This window comes from Nitrosospira multiformis, assembly GCF_003050865.1.
Classification (GTDB): Bacteria; Pseudomonadota; Gammaproteobacteria; order Burkholderiales; family Nitrosomonadaceae; genus Nitrosospira; species Nitrosospira multiformis_E.
The window spans coordinates 13,957-34,575 of sequence record NZ_QAOK01000022.1 but is presented as its reverse complement, the minus strand read 5'-3'; the positions used below and the strand labels follow the sequence as shown (position 1 = coordinate 34,575).

The following is a 20,619-nucleotide window of genomic DNA, read 5'->3' as shown; positions in this document are numbered from 1 at the left end:
CTTTTGAAGGGAGGCAGGAACTTGCGGGAACATATCGAGGATATATTTCTTTCCTGATATCGGCACATAAAGCCCCCCATTTTAGCATGCCACCTGTATGGGAGTCACCCCGAAAGGCCAGTTTTCATGCCGATTGCAACACCCCCATTTGACAAGGACAAATATATGAATACATAATCGAAGCGCGATTATGCGATGATGGGCCTGCTATAATAAGATGGCTTAGTCTTTCATTTGCATGACTTACAGGGATGATCTGATCTTGAATCTTAGTTTTTCTAAAAAGGGGCATAGCATGAAAAATACAGTAACGAAAAAATTCTTGCTTGGAGCGGCTGTTTTGCCAATGCTGTTTTCAGGCGTCGCTATGGCTCAGGAGATACCTGAGGCCTACGCGGTCGATAGCGTTGGCGAGGTAGTCAGAGATTCTTCCGGAGACTGTTGGCGCACCGGTTATTGGACACCTGCAATGGCGATCTATGAGTGCGATCCTGACCTGCTGCCAAAACCCGAGAAAAAAGTCGAAGCCCCTGCTCCAGAACCCGCTCCTGCCCCTGCTCCTGCTCCTGTTTACACTGAACCTGAAAAAATCTCGCTTTCCGCCGATCAACTGTTCGATTTCGACAAGGCCAACCTGAGGCCCGAAGGCAAACAGACCCTGGATGATCTCGCGACCAAGCTCGGCGGCGTCCAATACGACACCATCGTTGCCATCGGATATGCCGACCGCCTCGGCAGCGACGCGTATAACAAGAAACTTTCCATGCGCCGCGCTGAATCCGTCAAGGCTTACCTGGTCAACGAAAAAGGCATCCCGGCTGATCGCATTTTCATCGACGGCAAGGGCGAAGCGGATCCTGTAACAGGCGATACCTGCAAGGGTAACAAGAGGACCAAGGCCCTGATTGCATGCCTGCAACCGGACCGCCGCGTCGAAGTTGAAGTCGCCGGAACCAAGGAAACGATGAAGGAAACGATACAATAATTCGATTCACATACAAAAAACACAAAAAAATCAGACCCTGCCGTCGCGGCAGGGTTTTTTTTTGCTAAGCTTCGGCGATGATGGTGGATCCGGTAAAAATTGATACCTTGCTGGAGGCGCGCTGGGTAATCCCGGTTGAGCCCGCAGGTGCAGTGTTTCATGATCATGCCATTGCAATTGACCAGGGCATGATTCGCGCAATCCTGCCCCGCGATGAGGTACACGTACAATTCGAGCCGCGCGAACGTGTCGTGCTGAACAGGCATGCGCTCATTCCCGGCCTGATAAATCTCCATACGCACGCGGCCATGTCGCTGATGCGAGGGATGGCAGATGGCCTGCCTTTGATGGAGTGGCTAACCAACCATATCTGGCCGGCGGAAGCGAAGCACGTGACCGCAGGTTTTGTCTTCGATGGTACCCGGCTGGCATGCGCCGAGATGTTGCAGGGCGGAGTCACCTGTTTCAATGACATGTACCTGTTTCCGGAAGCAACGGCTCGCGCCGCTCTGGCCTCGGGCATGCGCGCCAGCATCGGCATGATTGCAATCGACTTTCCCACCGCCTACGCAAGCGATCCTGACGACTATCTGACCAAGGGCCTGGCGCTGCGCGACGATTATAACTCGCGCCCCCTCCTGTCATTCTGTTTTGCCCCGCATGCGCCTTACACGGTAAGTGACAAAAATTTGTCCCGGGTTCTCACCTATGCAGAGCAACTGGATGTGCCCATTCACATTCATCTGCACGAAACCGGGGATGAAATCAGCAACAGCCTGAAAAGCTACGGAATGCGCCCGCTTGAGCGCATGCACAAGCTCGGACTGCTCGGTCCCAATCTGATTGCGGTGCACATGGTGCATCTTACCGAGGGGGAAATCGAACTGCTGGCGCAGCAAGGCTGTTCCGTAGCCCATTGCCCTTCTTCCAACCTGAAACATGCCAGCGGACTTGCGCCCGTTGCCGCTCTTACCGAAGCAGGAGTCAACGTGGGATTAGGAACGGATAGCGCCGCAAGTAACAGCCGCCTCAAGATGTTCGAAGAAATGCGGCTTGCGGCACTGCTGGCAAAAGGACAAAGCGGCAGGGCAGAAGTGATGCCTGCGTGGCAGGTGCTGCAAATGGCCACGCTCAACGGGGCCAGGGCTTTAGGATTGGGAGACCGTATCGGTTCCCTTGTTCCAGGCAAAGCTGCGGATATTGCTGCAGTGGATTTCTCCAGTCTTGATATGGCGCCCTGCTATGATCCTGTTTCCCATCTTGTCTATGCTGCCGGACGTGAACACGTGAGTCATGTGTGGGTAAATGGTAAAATGCTGCTGCGTGACGGGGAATTGACTACGCTGGACCGGGAAGAATTGGTGCACAGGGCTGAATTCTGGCGGGAACAAATGACAACGGGCGTGATAGCAGTTCACGAAAAATGATGGATAAAGAAATCGAAAATAGCAGCGTCAACGTTGATCTGCTGGAACTGGAAAAATTCAACCAGCTCGCGCATCGCTGGTGGGACCCCAACAGCGAGTTCAAGCCGCTGCATGAGATCAACCCGCTGCGGCTGGGTTACATAGACCGCTATGCCCGCCTGGCGGGTAAAGCTGTCCTGGATGTCGGCTGTGGCGGGGGTATCCTGTCTGAAAGCATGGCGGAGAGTGGAGCGCAGGTAACCGGCATCGATCTGGGTGACAAGGCGCTGAAGGTGGCAAAGCTGCACCTGCTGGAAAGCGGGAATAAAGTCAATTACCGTAAAATCGCAGTGGAAGCGCTCGCCGCGGAGCAGCCGCATCATTATGATGTGGTCACCTGCATGGAAATGCTGGAGCATGTGCCGGATCCGGTCAGCACGGTAAGAGCCTGCGCGGAACTCACCAGGCCCGGTGGCTGGGTGTTCTTCTCGACCATCAATCGCAACCCAAAATCGTACCTGTTTGCTGTGATCGGCGCGGAATACGTGTTGAATCTGCTGCCGCGCGGGACGCACGACTATGCCAAATTCATCAAGCCGTCTGAACTTGGGCGCATGGCCCGCGAAGCAGGGCTGGATGTGCAGGAAGTAATCGGCATGAGCTACAATCCCATCACCAAAGTGTACTCCCTGGGACAGGATACCGACGTCAACTACATCATGGCATTGCGCGCCTGAAATCTCACGCTCCAGGGCCAGATTCAAGCGATCATTTTCTGCCTGTCCGATCATCGGTTACATCTTATCTGGATTGGCATCTCCTCTTTATTCCCCGGTTTATGTCCATGCCTCTTTCATGATTAACGCCATCCTCTTCGATCTCGACGGAACGCTTGCCGATACCGCACCCGATCTCGGGTATGCCCTGAATCGGCAGCGCATTGCCCGCGGGCTGCCACCCCTGCCATTGGAGCTCATCCGCACCGAAGCTTCAGCGGGCGCGCGCGGCCTGTTGGGCCTTGGATTCAACATCAAGCCGGGGGACGCCGGATATGACGCCATGCGCGCCGAATTCCTCGACTTCTACGCGGAACATCTCTGCCGCGAAACCTCTTTATTCGCAGGTATCGCAGATCTCCTCGACCAACTCGATGACCGAGGCATGATCTGGGGCATCGTCACCAACAAACCTGCCCGCTTTTCCGTGCCGCTCATGCAGGCGCTGAGTTTGGGCAACCGTGCCGCCTGCATCATCAGTGGGGGCGATACCACGCACTCCAAGCCCCATCCCGAGCCCCTGCTGACTGCAAGCGGAGCAATAGCCGTTCCGCCGGAAGAATGCATCTACCTGGGCGACGACCTGCGCGACGTCCAGGCCAGCCTCGCTGCCGGCATGGAACCCATCATTGCCAGATACGGCTATCTTGGCAATGTAGGCGCCCCCGAAACCTGGGGCGCAAGATACCTCATAGACCGACCCGAAGAACTGCTCGGGTATTTGTAAAAACCGTTCGCCCGATCCTTTCGTACTTGTTCGTCTGGAAAAGCCCCCTCTCTGAAAGGGAGAGGAACGGGGAGAGGGTGGCTTCAATCTCTCGACTCCCCGTTCCCCCTCATCCGAGCTTGCCAAAGGATCGAAGGATCAACGATGAAGAAGACGCTAATAGAGGACTTACTATTGGCACAACTCCGGTAAAGACAAAATTCAGGATATGACGGGGTCTACCCTGCAGTTAAAAAAATATCGGGTATAATCCCGACCATAGTGTTGTTGCGAATCAAGAGAATCTTTGAGGAGTGCCGGGGGATTAATACGTAGCGCTCTCCATTGAACTCTTCCGGTTCGCAGTCATCTAACTAGCAGTAATAAAGAATGCCGGGGGCGACCTGGCTTCGACGTGGGTTGCAAAGCAGAGCAGGGCATACCGAGGACCAGTTACCTCGTAAATACATCTGGAAACCAATAGTCGCAAACGACGAAAACTACGCTTTAGCCGCTTAAATCCGGCTAGACTCCGCACCGGTGGGCCTCAACGCCGGGCCTGGCAACAGGCAGCGGAGCCATTAACGAGGATCGCGCTTTGTAGGGTTACTTTATAGAGCGCTAAACAATAGGTAACTCGCCTGCCATCAGTTCGCCGGTTGACGGATGTCAGGTTAAATTAAAAAACATGGCTAAGTATGTAGAACTGCCTGTAGAGGACTTGCGGACGCGGGTTCAATTCCCGCCGCCTCCACCATTAAACCATCCAAAGAAATCTGATATCGTCCAAAAACCCGCCTAAGTGCGGGTTTTTTATTGCATTCTTTGTCCAGCAAGGGGTAAGATTGTCCAACAACATCCAGCTTTAAAGAGGGGTAACTCTTCGGGGTAACCCCAATTTCTGAAATTGAGTTACCCCTATGCCCCTAACTGATACTGCAATACGCAATGCAAAGCCCGGCGCTAAGCCTGTCAAGCTGTTTGATGAGCGCGGCCTGTTCCTGATTGTTACCCCTTCCGGGGGGAAGTGGTGGCGCTTCCGCTATAAATTCGATGGCAAGGAAAAGCTGTTATCCCTAGGGGTCTATCCTGACGTACCCCTGGCAAGTCGTGTCATAAAAGATGAAGAAACAGGCAAGACCCGAAAGATTAAAGGTGCTCGTGAGCTTCGGGATGAAGCACGCGAGCTACTGGCTCAAGGTATAGACCCGGGCGAGAACCGCAAAGCGCAAAAGGCCACCAAGCAGAATAGAGCAGCAAGCAGCTTCGAGGTAGTGGCGCGAGAATGGTATTCCAAATATGCCTCCTCCTGGTCCGAAGCTCATGGGGAACGCATTATTCGCAGGTTTGAGCGCGATGTTTTTCCCTGGATCGGTGGACGTCCGATTGCCGATATCGCTCCATCTGAATTGCTGTCCGTTGTGAGGAGAGTTGAGAGCCGGGGTGCGCTTGAAACCGCCCATCGGGCACTTGCAAATTGCGGACAAGTATTCCGATATGCAGTGGCAACAGGACGAGCGGAGCGTGACCCATCTGGCGATTTGCGTGGTGCGCTCCCGCCAGTAAAAGGCGAACACTTCGCTGCTGTAACAGAGCCCAAGCAGGTAGGGCAATTGCTGAGAACACTGGATGGCTACGAAGGTACCTTCGTAGTTGCCTGCGCACTGCGTCTTGCACCTCTGGTATTCGTGCGCCCCGGCGAACTTCGCAAGGCCGAATGGAAGGATATTAATCTTGATGCGGGCGAATGGCGCTACACCGTGACGAAAACAGGCACGCCCCATATCGTTCCCCTATCAACACAAGCGGTGTCGATCCTGCGGGAGCTTCACGCCCTGACAGGTACCGGCCGCTTTGTCTTTCCAGGCGCACGCAGCACCATCCGGCCAATGAGCGATAACGCTATCCTAGCGGCACTGCGGCGTATGGGTATACCCAAGGATGAAATGAGCGGCCACGGCTTCCGTGCGATGGCTAGGACAATCCTTGATGAAGTGCTAGGGGTGAGGCCCGACCTGATCGAACACCAGCTAGCCCATGCCGTGAGAGACCCGAACGGCCGTGCTTATAACCGAACAGCTCACCTTCCTGAGCGCCGAAAGATGATGCAGCAATGGGCGGATTATCTGGATAAATTGAAAGCCGGAGCGGAAGTAATTGGACTCAAAGGAAACGTAGCGTACCTCTAGCTAATCAACCCTTGAGGTTGAATGTCAGAAAGCCCGTGCGACTGTGCAGCACAAATTTAAAGGACCATGAGTGGATGGAGTTTCACGCGGATTACTACAAGTTGGTTTTATTAGACGAGCTGGAGAGGCTTATGCCGAGGGGTTCGTTCGTGTCTTATGTTTGGCTGACTCTCGGCAGAAGGATGCACGATTGGGTTGACGATTGGTCAGTGGAGGAAGGGGCAGGTTTTTTTGATTTTTATCCGGTTTACAAAATGTTTTTAATGATATCCACTTCCAAGGATCAAATGCTTGTCCGGCCTGAATGGCTGAGCGAAGACGATCATTATTATGACGATTCGGGAAAAGAGGTGCCTCCAGCCGTTGAACGAACCTATTCTGGGCCAGAGCAACTGGCGGCGTACGGACGTTGGTTGATAAATGCAGCATTTGAAGCTCCCCCGCAGACTCCGGTTAAAAGGATAACCCGAGATAAATGGTTCCGCGCGCTCGCACAACAGCACCAAGTCGAGTGCCTGCTTCTAGCTTATGAGGCGCTTTCATATTCACTCAGGATGAAGCTAGGTGCTGGGCTTAGCGAAGAAGAAGTTAAAACAGCCTTACGCCTTAAACTCTCAGAGCTCGGTAAATCTGGAGCGGATAAGCGCCATGCCGCTATGCAGAGCCTTAAAGAGTGGACTCTCCAACGCTACCAAGAGGGTAAATGGCCGTCTGCAAACCGAGCAGCGCATGCACTCAAAGATATTACGATTGAGTATGGTAAAGCCATTGGCGCCCATTTGAGCGAGGAAAACGCGCAGCGAACTATTGCTGCCTGGATACGAAAATCCGTTTAGCCGCTAGACAGATCCGTCTAGCGGCTGGACTGCCACGCGTGGCCCCTTAACGGCATAGATTGAGTCATGTAATTGAGCAACGATATTCCCGTCGGCCAGTATTGGTCTTATTTAGACGGGAGTATTCTAAATGTATCAATTACCTGAAGATGGCTTTGTCCGTGAATCGCAAATTCTGGGCAATCCCAACGCAGTACCCCCAATCCCTCCTGTAATCCCTGTAAGTAGATCAACCTGGTGGGCCGGAGTTAAATGTGGCCGCTTCCCCAAACCAGTAAAATTAGGCCCCCGTACGTCTGCCTGGTGCGTAGGGGAGATTCGCGCCCTAATTGAAAAGCTGCGTGAGAGTCGGGAGGTAGCCTGATGCCTTCCATACCGGATTGCCCTAAGTTCCAGTCTTGCAATGCGCCAGTATGTCCCGTTGATCCTGCTTGGGTGCGGCGTTTGAACCGCAAAGAAGATTCCACCTGTTTTTATCTTTGTGAAAGCGTAAAGCATGGCTCTCATGCTTTGTTTCAGGGGGCGGGGCTGGAGGGGCTTTACAAGATCATAAGTCGGGTAACTCCTGCCATTGCAAGGCGGCACTCGCGTATCAAAAGAGCCTTGGAAAGGGCGCAGCAGACAGACTCGCGTATGGCTAGACGGGTTAATAAATGCGCGGGAGGTGAAACATGAATGATGAACACTGGCTCGAACGTTTGCAAGCGCTCTCGGTGCGTTTTTCACATCTTGGCATAGAAGTTGATCTGGCTGCCATGTCTTTAATCGAGCTATGGGGCTTGTATCGCTTCCTTTCTCGCTTGGCGGAAGATTAGCTAATGGGAAAAAACCGATTCAAGAATGCTCAAGCCAAACGGGAAGGCGGGGGCTACGTGCCTTTGCCTTTCGTGGTAATAAGAAGTCAAAGCTTTGCCCAGCTTTCAGCTCATGCGGTCAAGTTGTTAATTGACCTGCTCGGTCAATACAAGGGAGACAACAACGGCGATTTGTGCGCATCATGGACAATAATGCGGGATAGAGGGTGGAAGTCAAAGGACACGCTCAACAAGGCCCTGAAAGAGCTGAGGGACGGCGACTGGTTGGAAGTGACACGTCAGGGTGGACGGAACAAAGCAACGCTCTACGGAGTGACGTTCTACAATATAGACGACTGCAAGGGAAAATTGGACGTTCGATCCACTGAAAGGCCAAGGAGCACATGGAGGAAAAGCGAGCCATTGCCACCCTTGCCAAAATTAAAAGCGGTGCCCCGTCTTTTGGGTAACGGCTCAGCTTTTCGTATAACGAATGCAAACGCCATAAGTGATGGTACGCAGGACGTGTCAATTACGCGATGATTGACCCGCTTGGCGTATCAATTATTTTTAGCTTTGCGGGAATTGACCCGCCGAGCGTACCAGTCAAGGCACTTTTGGAAAATCAATTGACCCGCCGGGCGTACACCTTTCTAGAATTACCATCTACCTACTGGTATCTATCAACTCTGGGGCAAGCGAGTGTAGCAAAGTTGAACGCTCCTGGAGGGGTATCATACGAGCGCAACGAAGGGGTGAAAGCGATGAAGGAGGTGTATGTAACACTTGCCCAGGATGAACGTGATGAAAAAGCCACGAGGATCTGAACTTACGCCCAAGCAGCAACGATTCGCGGTGGAATACTGCGTGGACCTGAATGCTACGGCTGCCTACGCACGTGCTGGCTATCGTTCACGAGGCAATTCAGCTGAAGTGTCTGCTTGCCGATTGCTAAGAAATGCTAAGGTTCAGGAAGCCATCGAGCTGAAGCAAAAAGAAGTGGCAAAGCGTTGCGAAGTAACCGCCGAGAATATCGTTCGGGAGACCGCAGCAGTTGCGTTCTCGGACATTCGGAAGCTCTTCAACAGTGATGGATCACCGAAAGCCATTCATGAAATTGATGATGCAACGGCCTCCGCTATCTCATCAATCGAAGTCGGCCAGACCATTACTGACGGCAAGGTGACAGCGAGGACGTGCAGGATAAGGTTCTGGGACAAGAACAGTGCCCATGAGCGGCTGTTCAGGCACATGGGGTTGTTTCGTAAAGAACATGCGCCTCAAAAATCACCCCGCAAGATGAAGGTGGTCTTTGTCTCGCCGGATGGTGAGGTTGTCCCATTCTCTAATCGAGGAAAAGCCGGAGACCCTGAACGTTTTTGATAACGGTGAGATAACCGAGTGTTACGAGCAAGTTACTGAGGCAGAGTAGAGTATTTCGCCGCCGCGGGGGGCGCTTGGTTCACTGATTTTCGACTAGGACACGGTTCCTAGGAGACCGGTATTTCTGTCGCCAAAGCAGCTCAAGCGCATGCTTGTGATGATGGTTTAGCCGAAGCGGGAATCAGTGTTACCTTGCTTGTCAACGCTTACAGCAAAAGCAGTGGGAAGATGTCTTTAAGCAGGTGGATTGATGAAGGGTTGCCGCGGTACTACGACAAAGAGAAAGGCCTCGCGCTTGTCGATCGTTCCGGCCTCTACATGACCGGTCTGTCGCAAGCGCGAAGCCCTAAAGAAAAAATATACCAGGAGTCCGATCTAGTCAAGTACCGCAAGGACCGATTGTGGAGACTTGATCTACAACTTCTAAGTGTGTGGAAGACTCGCCCGCGCCAAGTGCGACTTCAAAAGAAGGCGTCTCGCATACGTCCGAAACGTTCGGACGCAGCCTTCCACACTTGGGGGAGCATACCAAACGCACTTGCGCAAATCCAGCTCGATGTATGCATTGGTTGAGTCTCAATCGTCATATCTGCCGCAGCCGGCGCCCCACCTCGCGCCACAGTTCTCATGGTTTGGGTTACTTGACGTCACGCCGGAGGGCAGTCTGCGTGAGCTCCCCCTGGTACCAAGCCTCGCCTCGATGATCGCCACGCTTGAAGCACTTTTGATCGATTCCCTCGAATCACCGCAGAACAGAAAGCGCGGAGATGGTTTCTCTGCAGTAGAGTACATCCAGGATATTGACCCTGAAATACGCGAGCGAGAAATCCAGAATACCCTGCGGTCGATCGAGCAAAAAATGCGAGGTAACTTGTGATAATCGTGTTATTGGTTATGCCTAAGGACCACGATCTGCGTGCCCAAGCAGGGAGACGCCAGCGCCAAGTACAGCGGTGACTAGGGCTTCTCTCGATTGGTTTCCCAAAACCGAACACCTACTAGCGACGCTGGCGTAACGCCAGATTCCCTCAGATGGCTTGGCGTGTCAAGGGGCTAGGTAAAAGGCTTCTGGCAAGTTAAGGTACACATATTAGGAGAAAGCGCAATGAACAATGAAGTTGACTTACTTAGGCTAGCGGCAGAAAAAATGGTGACAACCATCGCGATAAAACTATTAGATGGCAACCCAGAGCAGTGGATGACCCCTGGATTATCCGAAGCATATAAGGAGCTTGCAGATGCGCTGGAAAACACATCTGTTAAATAAAACTTAACCTTGAATATCAGGTATCGTATACGTGCAGGCGCTAAAATAGTAACGCCAGCGTCTATAAAGGGGCCGACAACACTTGATTTCCCGAGATCGGAAGCACACCTGCCCACTGGCGCTACTATCCCTAGACTGACCGGAATGATTGCCATTGTCAAGGACGAGGTCAAGTTCAACATGACACAAACTTAATCTGAGCCATTTCGAGCCATTTGGGTAAGCAGCAGACTATAAGGTAGCCCCTTGGGGAGGCTCCTTATGGCTACCCCAGAAATTGTATAAGCCTTGGGTTCAGCGTCATTAATATCGATATCGAATCTTTTGCAAAACCAGGAGAACACCTCCGCGTCTTCTTTCCCACAATGAGTGCCGTGAGGATGGACTCGCCCAAGTTATCAGCCTAGACTCAACGTTTTAATCAACTCAATTCAGTGGCTGCTGAAGCGAATGCTCAAATCTCAAACCGACGATGATGGTTGTGAGGGTCGAGGAGGACAATCTTAGCGAAGCTATGACTCAAACTGGGCACTATCCATGTCCTATATTTCTCATGATCTTCCGGATCAACCCCAAAGTCGATGTGGTCCGGCAGGACTAACCACCATTCGCTGTACTTGGCGCGGTAAGGCGCGATTTTCTTTTCCTTCTCCGCGATGCATAGCTGAAGATTCCTTCCGACCTCACCCATTACCCAACCACCGGAGTCGCCGTCGCTGCTAGCTCCGAGGAGAAAGAAGCTCCCATGGTCTTTACTCGCACGAATTAGGTCCAGTTGAAAGTTGGCTGTAACCGAAAGGGTGCATTGCTTTCGGTGGGGCGCAACCATGAAGGCAACCAGTTCTCGCCTGATTCTCGTCCAAAGTGGGGCCCAACGTCCAATAGGGCGTCGGAAATCCGTTCCAACAAACCAACTCTCACCGTTGATGGATGGCCCTATTGTAGGGAGGAACCTGTGGAGCCGCTGCCATAATGGAATAGCGAGAGTTTCCAAACCTTCGGCTGACCCATCTTCGTACTCGAAGTTCTGGTTGAGGCGTCGTACTTCGACGCCGATGCTGCCTGCAATAGAGAAATCTGGGGGAATGTTTCCATCTGGCTCAAATATGACAGCACCTCGATTTAAGCCTATCAGATACTGTTCAACCAGACGCTCAGAGTTATCCATTAGATTTAACTTTTGTTAGCCCTGCAGTAGGTCTGGTCGGGGCTTCAATAATCCTCATGGCAGGGTCAAATCAGCAAAAATAGCAATAACAATCTTTTCATTCGACACACCGTTTGGCAAATGACAAAAAGCAGCAGGCCTAGCACTTCCGATACGCGGATTGGAGTCGAATCAATGACCCACAGTTGATCATTTCATTATTAATTTCTCTCCTGAAACTCAACTTGAGTAGAGCTTTTCGGAGAGTTAATTTCAGGAGATAGTTTTCTTAGATGTTTTCAGTCAGGATTGGACTAACCCATCCCGTATTTCAAGCTCTCCGAAAAACGACTGTTTCTGCGATTACCCCTCCTATGCATGTTGTCTCAGCCTAAGGAGGCTAGTCTTCGCATATCGGTTCCATTTTTGACTCGTGCAGCATCGCAAGTAATACTTCGATGACTTTCCCGTTCTACCTAAAGGCCATTAGGCTCCGCACGATCGTCCATCTGGTAGATGCGCTACCAGAATCTCCATCGTCCCTAGGGAAGGCCAAGCCCCAACCCGACAAGGCAATGCCAAAAGGTTCCAGCAAAAAATAGATTTCCTGTTGACTTTGACAGAAGATGAGACCGGCTCCAGTTCTGAAATGTCCCCATCGACTGACAGGTGTACCTAAGTCCAATTGCTAGCTCAGCAATAGCTACCTAAAATAGCCACCATTTCAGGAATCGAAGTTCTATTCCTATTTTAAAGAGAACGTTTTCAACTAATCCGCGTACCTGCCGTTCTACCCGCGCTTGAGCCGTTCGGAGATCATCCGGATGGACTACGGAATGCAAGACGGCAAGATGGCTCGATATGAATGCGCTTTCGCGCTGCAGTCGCTGGTTATATGCTGCAGCGCTGGAGTTTAGATGCTTCGCCTGATGAGAGCTTGTAAGGCCATGAATATTGGTTTTGGCTGAAAGACCACTTAGCGCTGTATGGCGTCAAGAATATCGTACTTGCACCCGACTACGCTCCCTAAGGGAAGAACAGAATCAATGAATAACGTATTTGGCTTTCGCGACCAGCTCATCAGCGAATACAGCTCGTTTTCACGAAGCTTTTCCCGGATCGCTGCGCCAGACATTAGGGATGAGGTGGAGCGGCAGTATGCCGATGGGCGTTATTGGCCAGAACCCCTCGTTCAAATCAATCCGAACTATCAGCGAAAAGGTACAGTGCAAGAGCTGGCCGCAGAGGGTGTACTGCATCGTGCCTGTGCCGAACTCTTTCAGGTCGGCAAAGCAGAGGGACATCCTCAGCCGCTACAACTCTATGCTCATCAGTTGCAGGCATTGGCCAAGGGGCAGGGAAAGCAGAGCTATGTCGTCACCACGGGCACGGGCTCTGGAAAGTCACTGTCTTTTTTCATCCCTGTCATTGATCGGATTTTGAAAGCCAAGGATCAAGAAAAAGCAGCACGCACTCGGGCCATCGTCATCTATCCGATGAATGCCTTGGCGAATAGTCAGCTCGAAGAGCTCGATAAATTTCTACATGGCTATCCGGATGGGCAGCAACCCTTTACGGTGGCCCGTTACACTGGACAGGAGTCAAAGGTAGAACGCTACGCAATTGCCAACAACCCTCCTGACATCCTGTTGACCAATTTCATGATGCTGGAGCTGATCCTTACTCGCTTCGACGAGGTGGATCGACGCGTGGTGGATCACTGCCAAGGGCTGAGGTTTCTGATCCTGGATGAGCTTCATACCTATCGTGGACGTCAAGGTGCGGATGTCGCTTTGCTAGTGCGTCGTTTGCGCGAGCGACTGCTGGCGGATGAATTGGTCTGTATTGGCACATCAGCCACCATGTCCAGCACCGGGTGCTTGGCGGATCGAAACAAGACCGTTGCAGAGGTTGCAAGCAAGCTTTTTGGCACGCGGTTAAACGAGCAGGACATCATCGGCGAAACGCTTGAGCGCGTAACTGACCCGCTAAAAGATGTCGCAGCAATTCAAATCCATTTGGCGGCGGCGGTCTCACGCTCTGAATTTTCCTGGGCAAACTTTGATTCGTTTCGGATTGATCCCCTGTCGGTCTGGGTCGAATTGAATCTCGGCATTGAACTGCCTGACAACGAGCCGCCGCGTCGGGCAAAGCCGATGACCATCCAGGCAGCCAGTGAAAAACTGGCGAACGATGCGGGTTGTGCGATCGATGTGGCGCGCAACGGTCTGCAGCGTTTTCTGGTGGCTGCACATGAAGTCAAAACTCCCCAAGGCAGGCCGCCATTTGCGTTCAAGCTTCACCAATTTATCAGCGGTCCTGGCAAGGTGCTTGCCACGCTTGAAGCGCAAGGTGTTCGTCATATTACCCTGGATGCGCAGCGTTTTGCGCCAGGTCGGCAGGACGAAGGCGTCCAACTCTATCCCGTGCACTTTTGCCGGGATTGCGGCCAAGAGTACCTTCCGGTTTGGCAATCAAAGAGGGAGCCCGCGAGTTACACTCCGCGCGAAATTGATGACATTACGCCAAACGATAACGAAGACGTTTTTTACGGATTCCTGTGTCCGGTGGGCTCCAATCTGTCCTACAGAGGCGATATTGAAGATCTGCCAGAGACTTGGCTGGATTTGAGCCGCGACCCACCCAAGATCAAACAAAACTACAAAAAGGCCGTGCCATATAGCGTTAGCGTTGACGTACAAGGAAACGAGGGGCATGGCGAGTCATTCTGGTACATCCCGGGAAAGTTTCGTTTCTGTCTGAATTGCAGACAGCTTCATGAAGCGCATGGCAAAGACATCAACCGCCTTGCAAGTCTTTCAGGCGAAGGGCGATCCTCGGCCACAACGATTCTGACGCTTAGCGCACTGCGCCAACTCTTCAACGATAAAGAACCGGCAAGCGGCCAGCCTGATCCGCGCAAATTGCTTGGCTTTACCGACAACCGTCAGGACGCAGCGCTACAAGCCGGCCATTTCAATGATTTCGTCTTCTTGCTGACCTTGCGCGCAGGTCTTATAGGCGCTTTGCAGAGCAGCAACGATGTGCTAATTGAAGAACAGTTGGCAGATGCCGTGTTCAAGGCACTCGGTTTTGATCGGCTGGACGAAGCCACGCTGGTCGAATACCTGCGCACACCCAAGCTCATGGGTTTGGCTCGGCAAGAAGCTCAGCGCACGCTGCGCTACATCATTGGCTACCGCTTGCTACGTGATTTGCGGCGCGGCTGGCGCTTCAATAACCCGAACTTGGATCAACTGGGGTTGCTGGCGATCAACTACCGCAGTCTGCATGAGTTTTGTGCCGACGCTGCCGCCTTCGGAAAAAATGGCACCTTGAGGAAATTGAATGCAGCGCATCGAGCAAGCTTGTGTCGGCTTGTTTTCAACACGATGCGTCGCGGGTTGTGCCTGGAGACACGCTATCTCGATCCGGTCGAGCAGGACAAGGCCCGAACCAGTGCCTTCGCTTACCTCAACGAGCGGTGGGCCTTTGCGCCTGATGAACTGCTGGAAACGGCCAAATATCTGATTCTCAGTAAACGGCCGGAATACCGGGGCAAACCAAGAACAGATCTGGTGACGGGTGGGCCTCGCTCGCGCCTGCTGCGCGACATCAAAACCGCCGCCTTCTGGAAAAAAACTGACTTCGCCAGTCAAGTCACAAGCTGGAAAGACCCCGAGTGGGTCGAGCTGGTGGGGGCCCTGTTGCAAGCGGCTGCGCTCTACGGCTATGTCCAGAAGCATTCGCTTGATCAACAGCTGATAGGTTGGCGCCTGAATGCAGCCGCGCTGGATTGGTGTTTGCCAAAAGAGTCGCTCCAGGCTGGAGACACGGGCGCTAATCAATTCTTCTGTGCGCTCTATCTGAACATCGCCGATTTATTGCGCCAGAAGAGCCATCCGCTTTTTGATTTTGAGGCGCAGGAACATACGGCCCAGGTGGATGCTGGACGCCGTCAATTGTTGGAACAACGTTTCCGCTACACCGACAAGGACCGCAAGGACTGGGCCGACAACCCAGCGCACGAAGCCCCGCTGGAGCGTCTGCCGGTCATGTTCTGCTCGCCAACAATGGAGCTAGGTGTCGACATTTCTGCACTGAATACCGTGTACCTCCGCAATGTCCCGCCGACACCTGCCAATTACGCCCAGCGCAGTGGTCGCGCCGGGCGATCTGGTCAACAAGCTCTGGTAATTACCTATTGCGCCTCGTTGAGCCCGCATGACCAGTGGTTTTTCCATCACGCCAATGAAATGGTGCATGGCGTCGTCCGTGCGCCGACGCTGGATCTGGCCAATCGCGATCTGGTCGAAAGCCATTTGCAAGCTGTCTGGCTGGCAAACGCCCACATTGCCCTTGATGACAGCATAGCGCCCATGCTTGACCTTGATCAGCCAGGCAAGCCGCTGATCAAGTCCTATCACGATGCACTGAATGATCCGGCAGCCACACAGCGTGCCCAGGCTAGTGCTGCCCGCGTCATGGCCCAGCTGCAGCAGGAGCTCGCAGGCAGCGACTGGTTTTCAGCGGATTATGTACAAAAGGTGATTGAGCGTGCGCCTCAGGCATTCTCCGGTGCACTGGAGCGCTGGCGCGTCTTGTTCGATGCCACCCACACACAAATGAACATGGCCGACCAGCTCGTCAAAAGCCATACTGCGTCACACAATGAGCGCCAGAACGCCCAACGCCGGTACGGCGATGCAGCCCGGCAATACGCCGTATTGCTCAAGAATGGCAACACCCGGAACTCGGATTTCTACACCTACCGTTATCTGGCGAGTCAGGGCTTCCTGCCGGGCTACAACTTCCCGCGCCTGCCCCTGATGGCTTGGATTCCCGCGCGGGGAGGCACAACGCCAAACGGCAAGGATGACGAGGGCAGCATGGTCACTCGCCCGCGCTTTTTGGCCTTGTCCGAGTTCGGCCCGCGCAGTCTGATTTATCACCAAGGGCGCATGTACCGTGTGGTGCGTGCCAAACTCAATGTGGGTTCGGCCGATCACATCTCTGGCAACAGTCAACTGGCCACCATCTCCTCACTAATTTGCAGCCAATGCGGTTACGGTCATTTGGGCGACATCAACGGCGCGCAACCCTTGGTCAATCGCTGTGAAAACTGCGACGCCCTGTTGACCGACCACGACTGGGTGCGCGAGTTGTATCGGATCGAAACGGTGGAAACCGTCGCTGTCGAACGAATCTCCATCAATGATGAAGATCGTCAGCGCCAGGGTTTTGAGCTGCAAACCACCTACCGTTTCCTGCCGGGGCCGGATGGTGTCATCCAGCAGCGTAAAGCTGAGGTTAGGCACGACGAAGAAACGCTGGCCGAGCTGACCTATGCGCCTGCGGCCCGCTTGTGGCGCCTCAACCGTGGCTGGCGAAGGCGCAAGGACAAGGAGCAGCTGGGTTTTTACATCAACCCCATCACCGGAACCTGGAGCAAGCAGGACGAACCGGGCGACAATGAAGAGGACGGCAAGGACGAAGCGCTGCTCGACAAAGTACCCAACCAGCGCATTGTTCCCTTCGTCGAGGACCACCGCAACCTCCTGATTCTCGCGCCCGTGCATGCCCTGTCCACCGAGGCCATGGCAACCTTGCAGGCAGCGCTCAAACGCGGCATTGAGATGACCTTCCAGATTGAAGAGTCGGAACTCGTGGCCGAACCGCTGCCCAAAGCTGACGAGCGTCTCGCCTTGATGTTCTACGAGGCTGCAGAGGGAGGCGCGGGAGTACTCACCCGCATTGCCGGCGACCCGGCTAGCCTTGGGCAGGTCGCCAGTAACGCGCTCAAACTGCTGCATTACCATGCACCGCAAGGTCAGTGGAAACTTGAAGACTTGCCTGCGCTGGAGCAAACCAATGCGCTCGGCAACCACATCTGTGAAGCAGGCTGTTACCAATGCCTGCTGTCTTACTTCAACCAGCCCGATCACGAAAATATCAACCGCCGGAATGCCGATGCGCTCAAGGTGCTGGTAGCGCTGGCCAATGCCGAAGTCAAACCCCGGCGAGATCCACCACCTGCGCCAGCACACGCGCCGGCCGATGATCATCTCAAGCAGTGGTTGCAAGCCTTGGATGCCGCAGGCTTGCGCCGCCCAGATGCCATACAGGTGCCCGTCAACCAGGGGGCTGCGATAGCCGCAGGCCAATACAAGGCAGCCCGCGTCCTGGTGTTTCTTGAAGCGATTGATACAAACATCGCAGCCTTGCTGACAGACAAAGGCTGGCAAATACTGAACTTCTCCGATCCATCGCTCTGGCATGGGCAGTTTGCTGCTCACTCTGATGTGTTCGGCAAATACGAGGAAACACAATGACCACACTTGAACACGACTTCATGCCAGGCAATCTCGTTCGTGCCCGTGGGCGTGAATGGGTGGTGCAAAGTGAATCCTGCCGTGACTGGCTGCGCCTGCGCCCACTCGGCGGTGCGGATGACGACACCATCTTCCTCGTCCCAGAGCTCGAGCTGCAACCGGTAACGCCTGCTACCTTCCCATGGCCAGAACCCAAGCATGCGGGAAACCATGCTGCCGCCTTGCTGCTTCGCGATGCTCTGCGCCTCAAGCTGCGCGCTGGGGGTGGGCCATTTCGTTCGTTTGGCAATATCGCGGTAGAGCCACGTGGCTATCAGTTGGTGCCGTTATTGATGGCGCTGCGCCTGACGACCGTGCGCCTGTTGATTGCCGATGACGTCGGCATCGGCAAAACCATTGAGGCCGGGCTGATTGCCCGTGAACTGATGGACCGTGGTGAGATCATCCGCTTGGCCGTACTCTGCCCCCCGCATTTGGTGGAGCAATGGCAAAGCGAGCTGGAAACCCGCTTTAACCTGCAAGCCGTCGCGCTGACATCGGCATCTGCTGCGCGCCTCGAACGCGATCTTCCCCATGGCGTCAGTCTGTTCGATCACTATCCTGTCGTGGTAGTGAGCCTGGATTACATCAAGAGCGAGCGCCATCGCGAACACTTTCTGGCGATTGCGCCGGAGTGCGTGATTGTTGACGAAGCACATACCTGCGCCAGCAGTGGCACGGGCAAGCAATTGCGTTTTGAGTTGTTGCAACGCCTGGTCAAGGATGAAGACCGTCACCTGATCTTGCTCACCGCCACGCCGCATTCCGGTGATGAAACCGCGTTTTACAACCTGCTGTCTTTGCTCAACCCGCGCTTCAGGGCCTTGCAAAACCGCATGAAGGCGGGCGATCCCTTGCGTCAGGAACTGGCACGGCATTTTGTTCAGCGCCGCCGCAAGGACATTACCGAATGGCAGGCCGAAACCGGCGATGGTCGTGGCTTTCCGCGTCGCATGAAAACGGAAGTCACCTACCAGCTTAGCGGGGATTGGGGCGCGTTTTTTGATTCGGTTCAGGACTATTGTCGCGAGCTGGCCTTGAATGTTGAAGAACGCATCGAGCAACAGGGCGAAGGCCGTGGCGGCCTGATCTGGTATGCCACGCTCGCACTATTGCGTTGCGTCGCCTCGTCACCCGCCGCTGCTGCCAAAGCGCTTTCCACCCGATTGGAAGGCAGTCTTGAAACAGACGACCTGCTGATGGACGAACGCCTGCATGATGGAGAGGCCGATAACCTCTACAGCAGCGACCTGGAGCCCCCCGCGCAACTGGAAGAAGCCAGCCGACTGCAGGGCTTAATCCAAGAAGCCAAACGCCTCTCCGGCAAGGCGGGTGACCCGAAGTTGGCCGCGCTGATCCGGCACGTCGAGGCGCTGGTGAAAGACGACTACCATACCGTGGTGTTTTGCCGTTACATCGCCACCGCCCACTACGTCGCCGAACACCTGCGCAACGCCTTTCCCGAGACCACGGTCGAGTCCGTGACCGGGGAATACACCCCGGAAGAGCGGCGCGAGCGTGTCGAAGCGATGGAAGAAGGCGAACCGCGCATTCTGGTGGCGACCGACTGCCTTTCCGAGGGCATCAACCTGCAGCACCTGTTTACCGCAGTCGTTCACTACGATCTGGCTTGGAACCCCACCCGTCACGAGCAGCGTGAAGGCCGCGTCGACCGCTTTGGCCAGCAGGCTGGAGAGGTACGCTGCACCATGCTCTGGGGGCAGGACAACCCCGTCGATGGTTTTGTGCTGAACGTGATTCTGCGCAAAGGTGAAACCATCCAGAAAGAGCTGGGTGTGCTGGTACCCATGCCGGAAGACGAAGCTCGCATCAATCAGGCCTTGGTCAAAGCCGCCTTGATGCGCCGATCAGACGTGTCTGCGCCCTACACCCCAGACATGTTCGCCGCAGCCAATGTAGAACTGCAGCCACTCCAAGCCCAATGGCAGGACGCGCTGGAAAAAGCCAAGGCCAACCGCACCGTATTTGCCCAGCGCCGTATCCGCCCGGATGAAGTGCTGCCGGAGTGGCAAAAGCAACAAGAAGCGCTCGGCACCCAGGCCGATGTGCAGCGCTTTGTGCACAGCGCCTGCGCCCGCCTTAACGCGCCGCTGGAACCAGCGCGCAAACAACAGCAGTTTCGCTTTCTGCCACAGCATCTGCCAGAAGCCCTGCGCATGCGCCTGGCCGATGAAGGCATCGTCAAACCCCTGCTGCTGAACTTCAATGAACTGCACCGCAGCCACCCTCTGGTGAGTGCGCTGGCCGAACACCTGCTGGAGACCAGTTTGGCCGGTGAGACAGGCATTGCTGCACGCTGCGCCGCCACTCTGACGGATGCGGTGGAGGTGGTCACCTCCGTTTACCTGCTGCGCCTGCGCCACCAGTTGGGCTATGTACGCCGTCGTGAACCATTCCAGATGATGGCCGAAGAAACCGTGGCGCTGGCCGTGGCAGGTCGCAGCAATCCGCAGTGGTTCGAGGGCGATGCTGTGGCGCGCCTGCTGGAATGCACGCCCACCGGCAATCTGCCCGCAGAGGTTATGCAACGCGAGATTCGCGCCGCGCTGGACTTTATCGCCGCACATCCCCAACAGTTGCAAACGCTGGCTAAGCAACGTGCCCAAACCCTGCTGGCCGACCACCAGCGCGTGCGGGAGGCGGCGCGCGATGTCGGCCAATATAGTGTCACCGCCTGCCTGCCTGTGGACGTGATAGGCGTGTATGTGTTGCTGCCCGATGCACTGTAATCGGCAGCG

The 20,619-nt window shown here is 54.4% G+C and carries 16 protein-coding genes and 1 other RNA gene; 16 read left to right on the top strand and 1 reads right to left on the bottom strand.

The genetic code is table 11. The annotated features are described in order from the left end of the window. Nucleotides 1–295 precede the first annotated feature (295 nt). The 14 genes from C8R21_RS11425 to C8R21_RS15910 all read left to right on the top strand — a co-directional run bounded on the left by C8R21_RS11425 (nt 296) and on the right by C8R21_RS15910 (nt 10,342). Nucleotides 296–985, top strand: coding sequence for an OmpA family protein (locus C8R21_RS11425; RefSeq protein ID WP_107762812.1), 690 nt, complete (start codon nt 296–298; stop codon nt 983–985). A gap of 80 nt (nt 986–1,065) precedes the next feature. Next, complete coding sequence (locus C8R21_RS11420) at nt 1,066–2,412, top strand: TRZ/ATZ family hydrolase (RefSeq protein WP_107762811.1); 1,347 nt, start codon at nt 1,066–1,068, stop codon at nt 2,410–2,412. Further along, the gene (gene ubiG / locus C8R21_RS11415) at nt 2,409–3,128 is read left to right on the top strand and encodes a bifunctional 2-polyprenyl-6-hydroxyphenol methylase/3-demethylubiquinol 3-O-methyltransferase UbiG (RefSeq protein ID WP_181258917.1); all 720 of its coding nucleotides are present in this window, start codon (nt 2,409–2,411) and stop codon (nt 3,126–3,128) included. The genes C8R21_RS11420 and ubiG overlap by 4 nt, the downstream gene beginning before the upstream one ends. Nucleotides 3,129–3,246: 118 nt before the next feature. After that, nucleotides 3,247–3,894, top strand: coding sequence for an HAD-IA family hydrolase (locus tag C8R21_RS11410; protein ID WP_107762810.1), 648 nt, complete (start codon nt 3,247–3,249; stop codon nt 3,892–3,894). A 374-nt stretch (nt 3,895–4,268) separates the two neighbouring features. Further along, nucleotides 4,269–4,630, top strand: a transfer-messenger RNA (tmRNA) gene (ssrA, locus tag C8R21_RS11405). Between the two features lie 163 nt (nt 4,631–4,793). Beyond that, nucleotides 4,794–6,062: a tyrosine-type recombinase/integrase gene (locus tag C8R21_RS11400; RefSeq protein ID WP_107762809.1), complete on the top strand. Its 1,269-nt coding sequence runs from the start codon at nt 4,794–4,796 to the stop codon at nt 6,060–6,062. A 74-nt stretch (nt 6,063–6,136) separates the two neighbouring features. Next, nucleotides 6,137–6,898: a hypothetical protein gene (locus tag C8R21_RS11395; RefSeq protein WP_107762808.1), complete on the top strand. Its 762-nt coding sequence runs from the start codon at nt 6,137–6,139 to the stop codon at nt 6,896–6,898. Between the two features lie 130 nt (nt 6,899–7,028). Next, nucleotides 7,029–7,262 carry a helix-turn-helix transcriptional regulator gene (locus C8R21_RS11390; RefSeq protein ID WP_107762807.1) on the top strand — a complete coding sequence of 78 codons (234 nt, stop codon included), beginning with the start codon at nt 7,029–7,031 and terminating at the stop codon, nt 7,260–7,262. A 307-nt stretch (nt 7,263–7,569) separates the two neighbouring features. Then, the gene (locus tag C8R21_RS15915; protein ID WP_181258916.1) at nt 7,570–7,713 is read left to right on the top strand and encodes a hypothetical protein; all 144 of its coding nucleotides are present in this window, start codon (nt 7,570–7,572) and stop codon (nt 7,711–7,713) included. Between the two features lie 3 nt (nt 7,714–7,716). Further along, nucleotides 7,717–8,235, top strand: a complete 519-nt coding sequence (locus C8R21_RS11385) for a hypothetical protein (RefSeq protein WP_181258915.1) — start codon at nt 7,717–7,719, stop codon at nt 8,233–8,235. Continuing rightward, nucleotides 8,232–8,519 carry a hypothetical protein gene (locus tag C8R21_RS11380; protein WP_107762806.1) on the top strand — a complete coding sequence of 96 codons (288 nt, stop codon included), beginning with the start codon at nt 8,232–8,234 and terminating at the stop codon, nt 8,517–8,519. Before C8R21_RS11385 ends, C8R21_RS11380 begins: the two co-directional genes overlap by 4 nt. Continuing rightward, nucleotides 8,488–9,075: a terminase small subunit gene (locus tag C8R21_RS11375; RefSeq protein WP_107762805.1), complete on the top strand. Its 588-nt coding sequence runs from the start codon at nt 8,488–8,490 to the stop codon at nt 9,073–9,075. The genes C8R21_RS11380 and C8R21_RS11375 overlap by 32 nt, the downstream gene beginning before the upstream one ends. Before the next feature lie 556 nt (nt 9,076–9,631). Then, nucleotides 9,632–9,952, top strand: a complete 321-nt coding sequence (locus tag C8R21_RS11365) for a hypothetical protein (protein ID WP_219906649.1) — start codon at nt 9,632–9,634, stop codon at nt 9,950–9,952. Nucleotides 9,953–10,180: 228 nt separating this feature from the next. After that, nucleotides 10,181–10,342 carry a hypothetical protein gene (locus C8R21_RS15910; protein ID WP_181258913.1) on the top strand — a complete coding sequence of 54 codons (162 nt, stop codon included), beginning with the start codon at nt 10,181–10,183 and terminating at the stop codon, nt 10,340–10,342. 454 nt (nt 10,343–10,796) lie between these two features. Here C8R21_RS15910 and C8R21_RS11360 read toward each other — a convergent pair whose 3' ends face one another. Then, nucleotides 10,797–11,510, bottom strand: coding sequence for a hypothetical protein (locus tag C8R21_RS11360; RefSeq protein ID WP_107762803.1), 714 nt, complete (start codon nt 11,508–11,510; stop codon nt 10,797–10,799). A gap of 1,025 nt (nt 11,511–12,535) precedes the next feature. Between C8R21_RS11360 and C8R21_RS11350 the strand changes: the two genes are divergently transcribed. Together C8R21_RS11350 and C8R21_RS11345 are read left to right on the top strand one after the other, a co-directional pair. Next, a complete protein-coding gene (locus C8R21_RS11350) occupies nt 12,536–17,821 on the top strand; it encodes a DEAD/DEAH box helicase (RefSeq protein WP_107762802.1) in 5,286 nt (1,761 codons plus the stop codon). Continuing rightward, nucleotides 17,818–20,610, top strand: a complete 2,793-nt coding sequence (locus C8R21_RS11345; protein WP_107762801.1) for a helicase-related protein — start codon at nt 17,818–17,820, stop codon at nt 20,608–20,610. Before C8R21_RS11350 ends, C8R21_RS11345 begins: the two co-directional genes overlap by 4 nt. The last annotated feature ends 9 nt before the right edge of the window (nt 20,611–20,619 follow it).